The following is a 16127-nucleotide window of genomic DNA, read 5'->3' as shown; positions in this document are numbered from 1 at the left end:
GCGGGTATCGGGATCTCGATGTGAAAAGAGCGGCGCGGTTTCCCGCGCCGCTCTTTTTGTGTCGGAAGGGCCGGATCAGGCTGCCGCTTCGGCGGCCCTCACGGCCTCCTCGAGACGAGGCGCGCGTGACTCCACCGCGAGTTCCATCAGGGCGTCCGTGAGCATCGTCGCCGTCGGGTCGGCCATGGGCTCGTCCCGGAGCAGGCGCAGCGTCGAGGCGACCAGGCGTCCGCGGCCGTAGGAGCGCTCGACGCCGAGCGCCACAGGCTTGTGGATCCAGCCCACCACGAGACCGGCGAAGACGCGGGCCTGGAAGTCGAGCAGGTTGCAGCCGGAGATCACGTAATCCGGCAGCACCCGGTCCATGGTCTCGTCGAGCAGCGGTCCCGACGGGAAGCGGGCGAAATGGCCCGAGCGCCGCAGCCAGCCGAAGGAGGAGGCCCAGTCGCCCGACCAGAGCGTGCCGGAGCGGGACTGCACCTTCACCGCCTGCCAGTGCGGGAAGAACGGGTAGAGCGTCATGTCGCCTTCCGGGAGAAGCAGGAGCTTGGCCCCGTTGCGCACATGGTCGGCAATGGCCTTGTCATGGGTGCGGGAGACGACGAGGGTCGATTCCTCGAAAGCCCTGGCCTGATTGTAGCCGAGCGCCTGGAAGCGCTCCCGGATGTCCTCGTCCGGCGACCAGACCAGCTCGCGCGCGTGGACCGGGCGGCTGCGCTGCGGATGGATGGCGATGTCGTGATGATTGTGGGCGACCACGCGGCCGTCGGAGGAGCGCAGGTCGAAGCTGATGCGCCTCAAGGAGGGCTCGCCCACTTCCGGCAGAGGCACTTCGATCCGGCCGAGATTGAGCACGTCCGGCGCCTCGATGCGGGGCAGGGACAGGCGCTGGGTCTCGCCGCTGACGCCGATCTCGAGCTGGCAGCCGTCGAGAACGGGACCCGCGCCATGGGCGATGGCGAGGTGCAGAACGGCCTTCTCCCCGGACCAGTAGGAGGCCCGCTCCCATTTCGGCACGATCACCGTGTCCGAATTGACGATGTGGAAGAGCTCATGGAACACGCGCGTGTTGCGGCGCATGTCCAGAAGCCCGTTCGACTCCCAGTGGCAATCGTGCAGCTCGGTGATGACGTAGCCGGCGAGGCTGGGCTTGCGCCGCATGGCCTCGATCTCATACTTGAGCGCGCGGAACTGCTGCCATTGCGCGGCGATCACGAAACGGCGCAGGTCGCCGAAGACGCGGTCGAGGCTCCAGTCGGAGAAGCGGTTCTCGACGCCGTGGGCGTACATCACGCCCTCGCCCCAGTCGTGTCCGGTCTCGAACCACCACGGCTCCTCGCCCCTCTCGTCGCGCAGGTCCTTCGGATAGGGCAGGCCCCAATTGCCGAATTCCGAGCACATCAAAGGCTCGCGGCCGGTGATGACGGCGTCCCCATGGGGCGAGTAGAGCCAGGTCGCCCGGTTGGCGAGCTCGTCCACGAAGTGGTCCCACTGCTCCCGGTGGTCGGGATAGGCGGCGTAGAAGTGATAATCCGCGATGTCGGATTCCACGTGGAAGCTCGGCGCCAGGGGCGAGTTGTCGACCACGAGCCGCAAGGGATCGTAGGCCTTGAGCCACGCGAAGGTGCGCTTGAGCCAGTCGCGGTGGTCGGCGTCGTTGACGAGGTCGACGCCCCAGTTCTCGTTGATGATCGTCCAGATGATGATCGACGGGTGGTTCACGTCCCGGTCGACGATGCCCTTCAGGAGCCTTTCCTTGCGCCCGCGGGAGCGGTCCGTCGCCATGCCGCCGTTCGGCAGCTCCGTCCAGATGAGCATGCCCATCCGGTCCGCTACCTCGTAATAGCGCGGGTCGGCCGCCTTGATGTGGCAGCGCAGGCAGTTGAGGCCGAGCTCCTTCGCCTTGCGGAACTGATCCTCGAGAAACTCCACCGAAGGCACGGTGCAGATCGTGTCCGGGTAATAGTCCTGGTCGAGAGCGGAGCGCAGATAGATCGGCTCTCCGTTGAGGTAGAACTTCCCGTTGCGGGTCTCGATGGTGCGGAAGCCGAAGCTGTCGGCGATCTCGTCCTTCACCTCGCCGTTGCGGATGAACTCGAGGCGGGTGCGATAGAGGTTGGGATGATCCGGCGACCAGGCCTGGACGTCCTCCACCGTGAACTCGAAGGGCATGCTGGTGACGCCGACCTGCGTCTCGTGCATCTCGTCGAGCACGATCTCGCCTGAGGGGCCCGTCACCTCGATGCGGATCTGCGTCGCGTCCGTGAGGGGACGCGCGAAGAACACGCCCGCCGTCACCCGGCCGTTGGCGAGGTTCGGCACGAGGCGCACGCGAGTCATGTGGTCGGAGATGCGGCGGTCGAGATACACGGACTGCCAGATGCCTGAGAGCGGGCCGTACCAGCTCTGCTTACCGAAGGGGATTTCCGCGAACGGCGAATCCGGGAACTCGGCCGGGTTGTCGGTGGGCGAGTCGACGCGGACCTTGATCTCGTTCGCGCCGGGCTTGAGATAGCCGGTCACGTCGAAGGAGAAGGGCAGGAAGCCGCCCTCGTTATGGCCGATGGCCTCGCCGTTGATGAAGACCTTCGTGTTGTGGAACACGGCGCCGAAGCGGATCCAGACGCTGTCGTGGAGCCAGTCCTCGTCGATATGGATCGTTTTGCGGTAGATGCCGATGCCCGCCCGCATGCGCAGGTCCGAGAACTGGGCCTGCCACGGACTCGGCACCACGATCTGGCGCACTTCCGCCGGGCCGGCCAGACGGTCGTCGGCCACATGCAAAAATTCCCAGGTCCCATCCAGACTGATGCGGTTGTCGTGCATGACGTCTCCTTGAATCAGGGATCACCCAAGGGCATCCAAAAAGGCGAAAACATGGCTGGGGAACGGGCAGAATGAAGCGGCGCCTCATATGCGACACTGCGCCCGGAAGATCGCCCGAACATTGGCCCCTCGTCCCTGACACTGGTTATTCGGCCCGTCCCAAACAACGGCGAAAGGGATCATTGGATCCCGCTCTTGTCCGTTCCGATGCCGCGCTCGCCGCCGCGCCGGCCCAGCCAGCCAGTACTGGGGAGCCGGTCGGTTCCGTTCGGGGAAGAAAAGCCGAAGACGTAATTGTTTACAGCCTGCCGCCTTTTCTTGCTTTTTCTTGCGCTGCGCCCGCCCGCCGGCGACTTTTCGCCGTAATGATTCGCAAAACGGGCCCGCAAGGGAATGCGATAAGGCGCACTGAATGACGCGTGTTGGACCGAAGCGGCTGTTCTTGGCCGCCATGATGGCTTTGAGCCTTGCGGCGCCGGGAGCCTGGGCTCAGGCCCAGCAGGCTCAGCCAGCCCCCAAGGCTGAGCAGCAGGCAAAGCCCGATGCTCAGCCGCAGCAGCCGCCGCAACCTGCTCCTGTCGCGCCCGCGCCCGAAGCGCCGCCGGCCCCGGTTTCCCTCGAAACCAGGGCCGCGCGCGCCAAGCTCGATGCGTACAAGGCGGATCTCGAGCAAAAGGAGCTCGCCCTCGACGGACGGACCCTGCCCGATGCGGAGCTGCAGCGCTTCCGCCAGGAGATCGAGCCGGTCATCGCGGATATCCGCACCATCGTCGACGTGCAGGCGCCGAGGCTCGAGGCCAGCAAGGCCCGCCTGGCCCAGCTCGGACCGAAGCCCGCGAGCGGCCAGCTCGAGGAAAGCGCCGACGTGGCCAAGGACCGGGCGGAGCGCGAGGCCGCCGTGGCGGAGCTCGACGAAACCCAGCGGCTCGGCCGCGCGCTCCTCGTCCAGGCCGAGCAGCTGAGCGCCCAGATCGGCGACCTGCGCCGGGCCGGTTTCACGCGGGCCGTCTTCGAGCAGAGCGACGGGCTCTTTAGCCCCGATCTCTGGATGAACGTGCTGCAGGCCGTCCCGCGGGAGCTTCGCGCCCAGCGCATCATCTTCTCCGATGCGATCGATCAGCTCCAGCGGCGCTCGACCCTGGGCATCCTGCTGTTCCTGGGCCTCGCCACCGGCACGGCCATTGCGCTCTATGTCGGGCGGCGCTCCATCGCTCCGCGCCTCGTCAAGCGGGACCCCCTGATCGAGGATCCGTCCCGCCGCAGCCGCCTCACGGCCGCCATCGGCGTCCTCTTCCTGGGGGCGGCTCCCGCCATTGCCGGAAGCTGGGTCGTCTGGACCGCCTTCGATTCCGCCGACATCCTGCCGCCCCGCCTCGAACAGGTCGTTGCGGCTCTGCTGCGAGGGCTCGCCTTCGTCGCCTTCGTCCGGGCGCTCATCGATGCGATCCTGGCGCCGGACCGCCCGTCGTGGCGGCTCGTTTCCGTCACGGATGTCTCCGCCGCGCGGATCATGAATTTCTCCCTCGCCATCGCCACGATCATGGTGGCGGGCAAGGTCATCGAAGCCTTCAACAAGGCCATTGCCGCGGCCCTGCCGATCACGGTTGTCACGCGGGCTGTCTTCGCCGTCGTCCTGGCGCTCGCCTTCGCCGAGATGCTGCGCCGCTTCGCAGCCAAGGAGGCGCAGGAAGAGGCCTGCCTCGGGCCCTACCTCTCTCCGGAGCCGAGCATCGGCGGCCCTCTGCGCGGTCTCGGCTGGATCGTCGTCGCCGTCATCCTCGGCAGCGTGGTCGGCGGCTATGTGGCTTTGGCCTCCTTCCTGGTCGATCAGGCGGTCTGGGTCTCCACCATCGTCGCCATTCTGATCCTGGCGGTCGCCCTGGCGGATGAGTTCATCGGCGGCTCCTTGAGCGGACAGAGCCGGATCGTCACCACGCTCCAGGCCAATACGGGCCTGCGCCGCCGCTCCCTGGAACAGATCGGGGTGATCGGCAGCGGCCTTGCGCGGCTCGGCCTCATCGTCCTGGCGCTTCTCCTGATCCTGGCTCCGCTTGGCATCGAATCCGCGGACCTGATGACCTCGGTCAGGACGCTCTTCTTCGGGTTCAGCGTCGGCGACATCACCATCTCCCTGTCGTCGATCCTGATCGCGGCCTGTCTCTTCGCTGCGGGCTTCACCATCACCCGTCTGATCCAGCGCTGGCTCGACAACACCTTCCTGCCCGCGACCGATCTCGATGCGGGCCTGCGCAACTCGATCCGCACGGCGGCCGGCTATGTGGGCATCATCACGACGGGCGTCGTGGCCTTCACCTATCTGGGCCTCAGCCTGGAGCGGCTGACCATCGTGGCCGGCGCGCTCTCCGTCGGTATCGGTTTCGGCCTGCAATCCATCGTCAACAACTTCATCTCCGGCCTCATCCTCCTCTGGGAGCGCCCGATCCGCGTCGGCGATCTCGTCGTGGTGGGCGATGCGGAGGGCTATGTGCGGCGGATCAACGTGCGCTCGACCGAGATCCAGACCTTCGACCGCGCAACCCTGATCGTGCCCAACTCGAACCTGATCTCCGGCGTCGTTCGCAACCGGGTGCGCAGCGACCGCGTCGGACGGGTGCTCGTCTCGGTTCCGGTACCGCGGGTCTCGTCGGATCCCGACCAGGTGGCGGAGATCATGCGCATGGCCGCTCTGGCGCATCGCGAGGTCATGAGCGAGCCCGCGCCCCGGGTGCTGTTCAAGAAGGTCACGGAGAACACCATCGATTTCGATCTCGTCTGTTTCGTGGACGACATCGACTCCGCCGCGCGCGTCTCGAGCGATCTCTACTTCGAGATCTTCCGCGGGCTGCGAAAGGCCGGGATCGGCGTGCCGTCCCCGGTCGCCGCTCCGGCGGAAGAGGTGAGGGCCGAGCCGAGAGGCGAGGAGAAGGAGAGCGAAACCTCAACCCTTCTCAAGGATAAGACGCCCGCATGAAGCGTCTCATCCTGATCGGCCTTTCCACGCTCGCTCTGGCGGCCTGCCAGAGCCAGCCGCGCGTCCAGCAGAACCGGAAACCGAGCTTCTACGCTTCGCTGGCTCAGGCCGGTGCGGAGGTGGATGCCGCAATGGCGCGGGACATGATCGGCGCCTATCGCCGCAATAACGGCCTCGGCCCCCTGGCCGTCGACCCCGGGCTGCAGGCGGCTGCAAGGGCGGAGGCCGAAGCCATGGCGGCGGCGGACAGGCCGAGCTCGGCCGAGGCGTTCAAGGCCAGGCTCGCGGCCGCGGGCTTCACGGCTCCCGCCGCCAATCTCTCGGCCGGCTATCACACCCTGGCCGAGGCCTTCTCCGGCTGGCGGGAAAGCGCCCCGCACAACCGGGTCCTGCTCGATCCTCAGGCCGCCCGGATCGGCATCGCCACGGCTTATGCACCGAACTCGAAATATAAGGTTTACTGGGCCCTGGTCGTCGCGGCGAAGGGTTGAGGCGAGGTCCGAGTGCCTGTTCAATGGCGGCGGGGATGCAACCCTCGCCGTTGAGCGAAGTTCTCCCCAGGTCTTCTGTCAAGGTCGCAGGTCGATCCGATGTGGCTGATCCGCCTTTATTCCCGCGTACTGGGCCAGCTCGGTTCCGATCTGCGCTTGGGGGCTCTCCTGTCCCTCGCCAATGTGGCGCTGGCGATTTCCGCCTTCGCCGAGCCGATCCTGTTCGGCCGCATCATCGACGTGCTCACGCGCGCTCAGGGAGCCGGCGCGCGCCCCGTCAGCTTCTCCGTCCTGACGCCGCTCATCATCGCCTGGATCGCCTTCGGCTTCTTCAGCATCGGCGCCGGCGTCCTCGTTGCGCTCAATGCGGACCGGCTCTCCCATCGCCGCCGCCTGGCCGTGGTGGCGAACTACTTCGAACATGTTCTCGAACTGCCGCTGGCCTTTCACACCTCGACCCATTCGGGACGCGTGCTCAAGGTGATGCTGGAAGGCTCCAACGGCATGGCTTGGCTCTGGCTCGGCTTCTTCCGCGAGCACCTGTCGGCCCTCGTGGCGCTCGTCGTATTGCTGCCGCTGACGGTGTTCCTCAACTGGCGTCTGGGCCTGCTGCTGCTCGTGCTCGTCGTCGTCTTCGCCGTGCTCACGGCCGTGGTGGTGCGCAAGACAGAGAGCCTGCAGGGCTCCGTCGAGCGCTACCATTCGAGTCTTGCGGAGCATGCCTCCGATGCGCTCGGCAACATTCCGGTGATCCAGTCCTTCACCCGTGTCGAGGCGGAGACCCGTTCGCTGCGGACGATCATCCAGCAGCTGCTCCAGGCCCAGAACCCGGTTCTGTCCTGGTGGGCGCTGGCGTCTGTCGCCTCGCGCGCTTCCGCGACCATCACGGTCACGGCGATCTTCCTCGTCGGCACCTGGCTTCACCTCGTGGGCCTCGCCACCATCGGCGACATCGTCATGTTCATGAGCATTGCGACCATGCTCATCGGGCGGCTCGAACAGGCAGTGAGCTTCGTCAATCAGCTCTTCATGCAGGCGCCGAAGATGCGGGAGTTCTTCGAGATTCTCGATACGGCCCCCGCCGTCCACGACCGTCCCAACGCCAAGGATCTGGAGCGTTTCGAGGGCGATGTGAGCTTCGAGGACGTCAGCTTCTCCTATGACGGCAAGCGCTCGGCGGTCCAGGACGTGACATTCTCCGTGCGGCAGGGCGAGAACGTCGCGCTGGTGGGATCCACCGGCTCGGGCAAATCGACCACGCTGGGTCTGCTGCACCGGGCCTTCGATCCCCAATCGGGCGCCATCCGCATCGACGGCGACGATATCCGCGACATCACCCTCGCATCGCTCCGGCGCAATATCGGCGTCGTCTTCCAGGAGCCGATGCTTTTTGCCCGCTCGATCCGCGAGAACCTCCAGGTCGGCCGGCCCGACGCCACCGACGAGGAGATGATCGAGGCCCTGGAGCGCGCCCAGGCCACCGAGTTCATCGCCCGCCAGTCGGAGGGACTCGATTCGATCATCGGCGAGCGGGGCCGGTCTCTCTCCGGCGGCGAGCGCCAGCGCCTCTCCATCGCCCGCGCCCTTCTGAAGAATCCGCCGATCCTCATCCTCGACGAGGCGACGAGCGCGCTGGACGCGGCCACCGAGCGCAAGCTCCAGAAGGCCCTGGACGAGGTGATGAAAGGGCGCACGACCTTCATCATCGCCCACCGCCTCGCCACGATCCGCAACGCCGACCGCATTCTCGTCTTCGACAAGGGCAGCATCGTCGAGTCCGGCACCTTCGAGGAGCTGGTGGCGAAAGGCGGCCGGTTCGCTGAACTGGCGAAGGCCCAGTTCATGACGGGCGAGGCCGAACCGGCGCGGGTGAAGGTCAGCCCCGCGCCGACGCCTGTCGAAGCCTGAAGCGCTTCCTGCGAGGCCTCATGAGCGACAGGTTCGATCCCAGCACCCCCGGCGCCCGCTACAGGGTCAACGGCGTCACGCTCCACTGCGTCGAGGCCGGGCCTGGGGACGGGCCGCTCGTCATCCTGCTGCACGGCTTTCCCGAATTCTGGTGGGGATGGCGGCGGCAGATCGCGCCGCTCGCGGAAGCGGGCTTCCGCGTTCTCGTACCCGACCAGCGCGGCTACCATCTCAGCGACAAGCCCGAGGGCAGAGCGGCCTATGGGCTGGACACCTTCGCCGCGGATGTCGTCGGCCTCATCGGGGCGCTGGGGCGGGAGACCTGCTGCCTCGTCGGTCACGACTGGGGCGGACTCGTCGCCTGGTGGACGGCGACGCGCCATCCGGAGCGCATCGCGAAGCTTGCAGCGATCAACGCGCCGCATCCGAGCGTCGCCGGGTCCTATATGCGCTCCCACCCGACACAGATGTTCAGGAGCCTCTATGTCGGCTTCTTCCAGATCCCGCGCCTGCCGGAGGCCATGCTCGCAGCGAACGGTCACAGCGCCATGATCCGGGCCTTGGTGCAGTCGAGCCGCCCCGGCACGTTCCCCGAAGAGGATCTGGAGCCATACAGAAAGGCGTGGTCGAAACCCGGTGCGCTCACCGCGATGATCAACTGGTATCGCGCCCTTCCCCTCGCGCCCCGCCTGTCAGACCCGCGACTCGCCATGCCCGTTCGCGTGCTCTGGGGCATGCGCGACCGCTTCCTGGAAGAGGGTCTCGCCGAGGCGAGCCTTGCCCTCTGCGAGAGGGGCGAGATCCGCCGCTTTCAGGATGCGACCCACTGGGTGCATCTGGAAGAGGCGGATGCCGTCAATGCGGAGCTGATCGGGTTCTTCAGGAGCTGAGCCGCGTCAGCGCTCCGTTGCCCGCGCGAGCGCCAGCGGCGTGATCCTGAGCGCCGTGATGCGGTTGCGCGACTTGCGCAGAACCTGAAAGCGGAAGCCGTGGAAGGTGAACATCTGGCCCGCATCGGGAATCGTCTGCGCCTCGTGAATGACGAGGCCCGCGATGGTGGTGGCCTCCTCGTCCGGCAGGTTCCAGTCCATGGCGCGGTTGAGGTCGCGGATCGGCACGGAGCCGTCCACGTTCACCGAGCCGTTGGGCTGGGGCCGCACGCCCTGCACCGAGAGGTCGTGCTCGTCCTTGATGTCGCCGACGATCTCCTCGAGGATGTCTTCGAGCGTGACCAATCCCATCACCTCGCCGTATTCGTCCACGACGAGGGCGAAGTGGGTCTTGCGGGCGAGAAACGCCTTGAGCTGGTCGCGCAGGGAGGTTGTGTCCGGCACGAACCAGGTCTCCAGCGCGATCTCCTCCACCTTAAGCCGGCTCGCATCGCCCTCGACGGCATCGAGCGCCCGCAGCAGGTCCTTGGCGTGGAGGAGACCGACGATGTTCTCCTGGCTGCCGCGCCAGAGCGGCATGCGGGTATAGGGGGAGGAAAGGACCTCCCGCACGATCTCCTCCGAGGTGAGGTCCGCGTTGATCGTGCGCATCTTGGTGCGGTGGACCATGACCTCCGAGACGGTGAGGTCCTCGAGGTCGAGGAGCCCGCCCAGCATGTCGCGCTCCACCTTCGCGACGCCGCCTTCCTTGTGCAGCAGGGCGACCTGCCCGCGGATCTCCTCGCTCGCGGAGAGGATCGGCATGTTCTCGCCGATGCGGATGCCGAAGGGGCGCAGCATCAGGCGCACCATGCGCTCGATGGCGATGGCGAGCGGTCCCAGCAGCGACACGACCCACGACATCGGCCGCGACATGAAGAGGGAGACGGTGTCGGGACTGGAGATGGCGATGGTCTTCGGCAGCACCTCCGCGAACACGATCACCAGGGCCGACATGATGATCGTGGCATAGATCGCGCCTTCGTCGCCGAAGACCGCCACGAGAACGCTGGTCGCGAAGGCCGAGACGCCGATATTGACGATGTTGTTGCCGATCAGCACCGTGCCGATGAAGCGCTCGCGCATTTCGAGCAGGCGGTTCACCAGCTTGGCGCGCACATCGCCGCTTTTCTCCAGGACGAGCATGCGGGAGCGCGAGGCGCCCGTGAAGGCCGTTTCGCTCGCCGAGAACAAGGCCGAGAGAAGCAGGCAGAGGACGACGACCAGGGCCGCAAGCCAGAGGTCGCCGGAGGATTCTTCGATCATGATCGTGACGCGCCGCTTTCATCCATCAGGAAGGCTCGGACCTTGTCGGTCTCGATTCCGGGGGCGATGAAGCTCTGCCCGATGCCCCTTGCCAGGATGAAGGTGAGGGCTCCGGCCTTCACCTTTTTGTCCTGGGCCATGGCGTCGAGCAGGTCGTCCACCGTCCCCGATCCTCCCGGAACATGGGAAAGGCGCGTGGGAAGTCCAGCAGCGGAGAGATGCGCCTCGACGCGCTCGGCATCGTCGGCCGGGCAGAGCCCGAGCGCGACCGAGAAGCGGAAGGCGAGACACAGACCGATGGCGACGCCTTCGCCATGGACGAGGCGCGCGGAATCGTAGGCCGTGATCCGCTCCAGCGCATGGCCGAAGGTATGGCCGAGATTGAGGAGCGCGCGGTCGCCGTTCTCGTGCTCGTCGCGCACCACCACGGTGGCCTTGGCGCGGCAGCTCTGCGCCACCGCTTCGTCCCGCTCCGGCCCGCCCGCGAAGACGCCCCGCCAGTTCTCCTCGCACCAGGAAAAGAAGCGCGCATCGTCGATGAGGCCGTATTTCACCACCTCCGCATAGCCCGCGCGCATCTCGCGGACCGGCAGCGTGTCGAGCACGGCCGTATCGGCGATGACGAGGCTCGGCTGGTGGAACGCGCCGACGAGGTTCTTGCCGTGGCGCGAATTGATGCCGGTCTTGCCGCCGACGGAGGAATCGACCTGCGAGAGCAGGGTGGTCGGCACCTGGACGAAGCGCACGCCCCGGCGCACCACCGCTGCCGCAAAGCCTGCGAGATCCCCGATCACCCCGCCGCCGAGGGCCACGACGAGATCGCTGCGCTCGATCCTGGCGCTGAGCACCGCATCGCAGACCTGTTCCAGGCTGGCATAGGACTTGGTCGCCTCGCCCGGCGGCAGCGTGACGACGGAGCTGCGCAGGCCGTGAGCCTGCAGCGCCCCACTCAACTGTTCCGCATAGAGCGGCCCCACATGGGCATCGGTGACGATGGCGGCGGCGCGGGCGCCCAAGGAGGCGATGCGCGGCGCTGCCTCCGCGAGGAGCCCGCGGCCGACCATGATGTCGTAGGCGCGCTCGCCGAGCGGGACCGGGACCGTGATGCCGGGCCCGCCTGCCTGTGTTGCTGCGCCGGTCACCCTTCGGCGCTCCCCTGCTTGTCCCTGGCGAGCCATTCGCCCAGGATCTTGACGATGTCCGCCACGACCTTGTCGTGCGGGGCCTCGTGGGAATCCACCGTCAGGTCCGCCGTGGCATAGACCGGGTGGCGCAGCTCCATCAGGCGGCGCATGGTGCCTTCCGGGTCCGGATTCTGGAGCAGGGGGCGGGTCGCCCGCTTGCGCACCCGGCGCATGAGCACGTCGAGATTGGCCTTGAGCCAGACGGATACGCCGTGCTCGGCGATGTTCCGGCGGGTCTCCTCGTTCATGAAGGCCCCGCCGCCGGTGGCGAGCACCATGGGGCCGTCCTGGAGCAGGCGGGCGATCACGCGCCGTTCGCCGTCGCGGAAATAGGATTCGCCATGGATAGAGAAGATGTCGGGAATCGACATTCCGGCCGCGGCCTCGATCTCGTTGTCGGCATCGCGGAACGGCAATTGGAGGGTCTGCGCGAGCCTGCGGCCCACGGTGCTCTTCCCGGCTCCCATGAGGCCGACGAGCACGACGGACCGCCTGCCGAGCTGACGGGCGATGGGATGGCCGCGCCGGCTCGTCTTGTCTTGCCCGCCGACTTCATCGAGGGAATTGAAGCGGCTGAGTGTGTTCATGCCCCTGTCCTAGCATGGGGGCCGGGCTCTGTCACAAGGACGTTAGTCCGACGCGCCGGATAAGCCTACCTTGGGCATGAGGGGTTGCCTTGACGGCCGTTTTCATGGTTCTACCGGAGGAACGCTCTAGCATTTTTCGGCGAAGTGGCTCCGGTTCGCCGTCAAAAAATGCGACAGATCAAAGAAGGGGCCGCCTCCATGCCAATGGAAGCGGCTTTATAAAGAGGCTCCCGTGCCCACGCTATTTCGGTTTCTCCTCGTTATCCTTGTCCTCGCCGGCCTCGGCTATGCCGCCATGTTCGCGCTGGCCTATCTGGTCGAGCCCGATCCCCGCGAGATGACGGTCCCGATCCCCTCGACCCGCCTGCCTTCGTCCTCATGAGCGGCGCGCGCCACGCCAGCCTGTTCCTCGACATGCTGGCCGCCGAGCGCGGCGCCTCGAAGAACACTCTCGACGCCTACCGGCGCGATCTCGACGACTACCTGGCCTACCTCAAGGAGGCGGCCAGCCAGCCCGACCAGGCCTCCGCCGCCACGATCCGCGGCTTCATGGCGAGCCTCGAAGAGCGGGGTCTGAAGGCCTCCTCGGCCGCCCGCCGCCTCTCGGCCGTCCGGCAATTCCACAAGTTTCTCTATGTCGAGGGCTATGCCCCCGCCGACCCCACCGCGGCCGTCTCGGCCCCAAAGCGGGGCAGGGCGCTCCCCAAGGTCCTCTCGGTCGACGAGGTCGACCGGCTGCTCGGCATCGCCCACGAGGGCGTCGCCCGCCCCAAGGCCTCGCCTTCGGAGCGTCTGCGGGCGGCCCGGATGGCGTGCCTCTTGGAGCTTCTCTACGCCACGGGCCTTCGCGTCTCGGAGCTGGTCTCGCTCCCCCGCAGCGCCGCCAGGACCCGGGACCGCTTCCTCGTGGTGCGCGGCAAGGGGGCGAAGGAACGCCTCGTTCCCCTGACCGATGCGGCCCGGGAGGCGGCCCGCACCTATCTTGCGCTCCTCGAGGAGCAGGAGAAGGCCGCGGGCCCCTGGCTGTTTCCGGCCGACAGCGAGAGCGGCCATCTCACCCGCCAGGCCTTCGCCCGCGATCTCAAGGGGCTCGCCTCCGCCGCGCGCATCCGCGCCGACCGCATCAGCCCCCACGTCCTGCGCCACGCCTTCGCCAGCCACCTGCTCCAGAACGGCGCGGATCTGCGCGTCGTGCAGGAGCTGCTGGGCCATTCCGACATCTCGACGACGCAGATCTACACGCATGTTCTGGACGAGCGCCTGAAAAGCATGGTGCGCGACCTGCACCCGCTGGCGCAGCAGGAGGGGTAGGGACGTCCGTGTCATCCCCGGCCGGAGCGCAGCGGAGGGGAAGGGGATCCAATCGCACGCGCAAAGCCATGGATCCCCTTCCCGGTCCTGCGGACCGCCGGGGATGACAACGAGGTATAGGCTTGTGTTATGTTGTTCTTGTTTCGGGTGGGCCGGACCGCGATGCATGAGCGCTATGCCGTCTATATCCTAGCAAGCCGGAAGAACGGCAGGCTTTACATCGGGATCACCAGCAACCTTCTGCAGCGGGTCGAGCAGCACAAAGCGCTTGCAGTGCCGGGATTTACGCGTCGCTACGGGGTTACGAAGCTCGTCTATGTCGAGCGCTATTTTGATGTGAACGAAGCCATCGCGCGGGAAAAGCAGCTGAAGGGATGGAACAGGGCCTGGAAGATCAAGCTCATCGAGCGGTCGAACCCTGACTGGGTGGACCTCGACCCGACCGCCTGCTGAAACAACCGTGTCATCCCCGGCGAGCCGAAGGCGAGGGAAGGGGATCCATGGCGCTCCCTTCCCGGCCGATGGCTTCGCCATCCCCGGAACGACACCGAATGGACTACCGCCGCTTCAGCAGAAACACGCCCTGTTCGCCGAGCAGGTTCCAGACCCACCAGGGCAGGGTGACCTGCATGGGCTTTCCGCCCGCGTTCAGCGCCACGGCCTTCTCCATCTGCGCGCCGACCTCGCGGCACAGCTCCACGAAGTCGCGGATGGTGCAGAAATGGATGTTGGGCGTGTCGTACCAGGAATAGGGCAGGTTCTCCGTCACCGGCATCCGGCCCCGGAGGGCGAGGTCGAAGCGCACGCGCCAATGGCCGAAATTGGGGAAGGAGACGATGGCGCGCCGTCCGATGCGCAGAAGCTGCTCCAGCACGATCCTGGGCTGGCGCGTCGCCTGGATCGTCTGCGAGAGGATCACGTAGTCGAAGGCGTCGTCCGGGTAATCGGCGAGGTCCGTGTCCGCATCGCCCTGGATCACGGGCAGGCCCTTGGCGAGGCAGGCGCTCACGCCCTCGCGCGACAGTTCGATGCCGCGCCCGTCGACGCCCTTGCGGTCGCGCAGGAGCGAAAGCAGGGCCCCGTCGCCGCAGCCGATGTCGAGCACCCGCGAGCCGGGCTCGACCATGTCGGTGACGAGGAGAAAGTCGAGGCGGTGGCCGGCATCCGCATCGGCGGGGGCAAGGGCGAGGCTGGAGGTCATGCGATCCCCCGGACCCGCGCCGCCGCGTCGATGAAGCCGCGCGCGGCCGCGAACATCTCGGGCTCCTCGAGCAGGAAGGCGTCGTGTCCCTTGTCGCTTTCCACCTCGACGAAGCCCACCGACGCCGCCGCCGCGTTGAGCGCGTGGACGATGGCCCGCGAGTCGGAGGTGGGGAAGAGCCAGTCGGAGGTGAACGAGATTACGCAGAAGCGCGTGGCCGTCCCCTTGAAGGCTTTGGCGAGGGAGCCGCCATGCTCGGCCGCGAGGTCGAAGTAGTCCATCGCCCGCGTGACATAGAGATACGAATTGGCGTCGAACCGCTCGACGAAGGAGAAGCCCTGGTGGCGCAGGTAGCTCTCGATCTGGAAATCGGCGTCGAACGAGAATGTCGGCGCGCTGCGGTCCTGGAAGTTGCGCCCGAATTTCCGGTGCAGCGTCCTCTCCGACAGGTAGGTGATATGCGCGCCCATGCGGGCCACCGCGAGGCCCTTCGTGGGGCGCGTGCCTTCCACGAGATAGCGCCCGCGCCGCCATTCCGGATCGGCCATGACCGCCTGGCGGCCGACCTCGTGGAAGGCGATGTTCTGGGCCGAGTGCCGGGCGGCGGTGGCGATGGGAAGGGCCGAAAACACCCGCTGCGGATAGCTCGCCGCCCATTGCAGCACCTGCATCCCGCCCATGGAGCCGCCGACGACGCAGAACAGGCTCTCGATCCCAAGCCGGTCGAGGAGGGCGGCTTGCGCCCGCACCATGTCGCGGATGGTGACCACGGGAAAGTCCAGCGCGTAGGGCTGGCCTGTGGCGGGGTCCGTCGAGGCGGGGCCGGTGGTGCCCATGCAGCCGCCGATCACATTGGCGCAGATCACGAAGAAGCGGTTCGTATCCACCGGCCTGCCGGGTCCGACCATGGTCGTCCACCAGCCGGGCTTGCCCGTCACCGGGTTCGCATTGGCCACGTGCTGGTCGCCGGTGAGCGCGTGGCAGATGAGCACCGCGTTGGACTTCTCGGCATTGAGCGTGCCGTAGGTCTGGTAGGCGATCTGCCAGGGCGAGAGCGCCACGCCCGCATCCATCATCAACGGCTCGTCCGCGCCGAAGCGCGCCACGAGGCTCGACGGATCGTCGGCCTGGCCGCGCGGCTCAGCGTTGAGAGAGGATGATGTCATGGCGTGGCGGAAACGTTCGGTTTTCCGAACAACGGGTACTTCGGACAGGCCGGGCCGTCAATGAACATGAGGGCGCGGCTTTCCCCTCTCCCGGCCCGAGGCCATCTTCTTCCTGCAAGGGGGAGTACGCGCCTGTCATCCCCGGCGGCCCGGAAGGGCCGGGAAGGGGATCCACTTACAGGCGCGGGATGGATTCCCTTCCCCTCCGCTGCGCGCCCTTCCGGGAATGACCCTCCTGAGCGGCCCCCACAGCCCTCATCCTGAGGAGCGAAGCGTCTCGAAGAGCC

General features: G+C 67.0%; 13 protein-coding genes. 7 read left to right on the top strand and 6 right to left on the bottom strand.

All coding sequences use genetic code 11. The features are described from left to right. Nucleotides 1-75 precede the first annotated feature (75 nt). A complete protein-coding gene (locus LG661_RS02800) occupies nucleotides 76-2826 on the bottom strand; it encodes a glycoside hydrolase family 2 protein (protein WP_230530350.1) in 2751 nt (916 codons plus the stop codon). Between the two features lie 412 nt (nucleotides 2827-3238). On the opposite strand from LG661_RS02800, the gene LG661_RS02795 reads away from it, so the two are divergent. The 4 genes from LG661_RS02795 to LG661_RS02780 all read left to right on the top strand — a co-directional run bounded on the left by LG661_RS02795 (nucleotide 3239) and on the right by LG661_RS02780 (nucleotide 9086). Continuing rightward, on the top strand, nucleotides 3239-5797 hold the full coding sequence (locus tag LG661_RS02795; RefSeq protein ID WP_230530349.1) for a DUF3772 domain-containing protein: 2559 nt from the start codon (nucleotides 3239-3241) through the stop codon (nucleotides 5795-5797). After that, complete coding sequence (locus LG661_RS02790; RefSeq protein ID WP_230530348.1) at nucleotides 5794-6288, top strand: CAP domain-containing protein; 495 nt, start codon at nucleotides 5794-5796, stop codon at nucleotides 6286-6288. Before LG661_RS02795 ends, LG661_RS02790 begins: the two co-directional genes overlap by 4 nt. A 99-nt stretch (nucleotides 6289-6387) precedes the next feature. After that, entirely contained in the window at nucleotides 6388-8196 is a 1809-nt protein-coding gene (locus tag LG661_RS02785) for a glucan ABC transporter ATP-binding protein/ permease (RefSeq protein ID WP_230530347.1), read from the top strand. Nucleotides 8197-8216: 20 nt separating this feature from the next. Then, on the top strand, nucleotides 8217-9086 hold the full coding sequence (locus LG661_RS02780; protein WP_230530346.1) for an alpha/beta fold hydrolase: 870 nt from the start codon (nucleotides 8217-8219) through the stop codon (nucleotides 9084-9086). Nucleotides 9087-9092: 6 nt separating this feature from the next. On the opposite strand, the gene LG661_RS02775 is transcribed toward LG661_RS02780, so the two are convergent. The 3 genes from LG661_RS02775 to LG661_RS02765 form a co-directional block, all read right to left on the bottom strand. Next, on the bottom strand, nucleotides 9093-10391 hold the full coding sequence (locus LG661_RS02775) for an HlyC/CorC family transporter (RefSeq protein WP_230530345.1): 1299 nt from the start codon (nucleotides 10389-10391) through the stop codon (nucleotides 9093-9095). Further along, on the bottom strand, nucleotides 10388-11455 hold the full coding sequence (gene aroB / locus LG661_RS02770) for a 3-dehydroquinate synthase (RefSeq protein ID WP_230530565.1): 1068 nt from the start codon (nucleotides 11453-11455) through the stop codon (nucleotides 10388-10390). The genes LG661_RS02775 and aroB overlap by 4 nt, the downstream gene beginning before the upstream one ends. Nucleotides 11456-11529: 74 nt before the next feature. After that, nucleotides 11530-12162, bottom strand: coding sequence for a shikimate kinase (locus LG661_RS02765; RefSeq protein WP_230530344.1), 633 nt, complete (start codon nucleotides 12160-12162; stop codon nucleotides 11530-11532). 232 nt (nucleotides 12163-12394) lie between these two features. Between LG661_RS02765 and LG661_RS02760 the strand changes: the two genes are divergently transcribed. The 3 genes from LG661_RS02760 to LG661_RS02750 all read left to right on the top strand — a co-directional run bounded on the left by LG661_RS02760 (nucleotide 12395) and on the right by LG661_RS02750 (nucleotide 13926). Continuing rightward, nucleotides 12395-12544 (top strand): histidine kinase, encoded by a 150-nt coding sequence (locus LG661_RS02760; RefSeq protein WP_230530343.1) that lies wholly within the window; start codon nucleotides 12395-12397, stop codon nucleotides 12542-12544. Next, complete coding sequence (gene xerD, locus LG661_RS02755; protein ID WP_230530342.1) at nucleotides 12541-13473, top strand: site-specific tyrosine recombinase XerD; 933 nt, start codon at nucleotides 12541-12543, stop codon at nucleotides 13471-13473. Before LG661_RS02760 ends, xerD begins: the two co-directional genes overlap by 4 nt. A 129-nt stretch (nucleotides 13474-13602) precedes the next feature. After that, nucleotides 13603-13926 carry a GIY-YIG nuclease family protein gene (locus LG661_RS02750; protein WP_230530341.1) on the top strand — a complete coding sequence of 108 codons (324 nt, stop codon included), beginning with the start codon at nucleotides 13603-13605 and terminating at the stop codon, nucleotides 13924-13926. Between the two features lie 103 nt (nucleotides 13927-14029). On the opposite strand, the gene metW is transcribed toward LG661_RS02750, so the two are convergent. Then, nucleotides 14030-14674, bottom strand: a complete 645-nt coding sequence (gene metW, locus LG661_RS02745; RefSeq protein ID WP_230530340.1) for a methionine biosynthesis protein MetW — start codon at nucleotides 14672-14674, stop codon at nucleotides 14030-14032. After that, nucleotides 14671-15840, bottom strand: coding sequence for a homoserine O-acetyltransferase MetX (gene metX, locus LG661_RS02740; RefSeq protein WP_230530339.1), 1170 nt, complete (start codon nucleotides 15838-15840; stop codon nucleotides 14671-14673). The genes metW and metX overlap by 4 nt, the downstream gene beginning before the upstream one ends. Between the last annotated feature and the right edge of the window lie 287 nt (nucleotides 15841-16127).

Source organism: Microvirga roseola, from assembly GCF_020866965.1.
GTDB classification, from domain to species: domain Bacteria; phylum Pseudomonadota; class Alphaproteobacteria; order Rhizobiales; family Beijerinckiaceae; genus Microvirga; species Microvirga roseola.
The sequence above is the reverse complement of the archived record's forward strand: the minus strand, read 5'-3'. Positions and strand labels throughout refer to the sequence as shown.

Bases quoted from the DNA above. Each gene is read 5' to 3' on its own strand.
- LG661_RS02765 (WP_230530344.1), bottom strand. From the start codon at position 12,162: ATGAACACACTCAGCCGCTTCAATTCCCTCGATGAAGTCGGCGGGCAA.
- metW (WP_230530340.1), bottom strand. From the start codon at position 14,674: ATGACCTCCAGCCTCGCCCTTGCCCCCGCCGATGCGGATGCCGGCCAC.
- metX (WP_230530339.1), bottom strand. From the start codon at position 15,840: ATGACATCATCCTCTCTCAACGCTGAGCCGCGCGGCCAGGCCGACGAT.
- LG661_RS02750 (WP_230530341.1), top strand. From the start codon at position 13,603: ATGTTGTTCTTGTTTCGGGTGGGCCGGACCGCGATGCATGAGCGCTAT.
- aroB (WP_230530565.1), bottom strand. From the start codon at position 11,455: ATGGTCGGCCGCGGGCTCCTCGCGGAGGCAGCGCCGCGCATCGCCTCC.
- LG661_RS02795 (WP_230530349.1), top strand. From the start codon at position 3,239: ATGACGCGTGTTGGACCGAAGCGGCTGTTCTTGGCCGCCATGATGGCT.
- LG661_RS02775 (WP_230530345.1), bottom strand. From the start codon at position 10,391: ATGATCGAAGAATCCTCCGGCGACCTCTGGCTTGCGGCCCTGGTCGTC.
- xerD (WP_230530342.1), top strand. From the start codon at position 12,541: ATGAGCGGCGCGCGCCACGCCAGCCTGTTCCTCGACATGCTGGCCGCC.
- LG661_RS02800 (WP_230530350.1), bottom strand. From the start codon at position 2,826: ATGCACGACAACCGCATCAGTCTGGATGGGACCTGGGAATTTTTGCAT.
- LG661_RS02785 (WP_230530347.1), top strand. From the start codon at position 6,388: ATGTGGCTGATCCGCCTTTATTCCCGCGTACTGGGCCAGCTCGGTTCC.
- LG661_RS02780 (WP_230530346.1), top strand. From the start codon at position 8,217: ATGAGCGACAGGTTCGATCCCAGCACCCCCGGCGCCCGCTACAGGGTC.
- LG661_RS02790 (WP_230530348.1), top strand. From the start codon at position 5,794: ATGAAGCGTCTCATCCTGATCGGCCTTTCCACGCTCGCTCTGGCGGCC.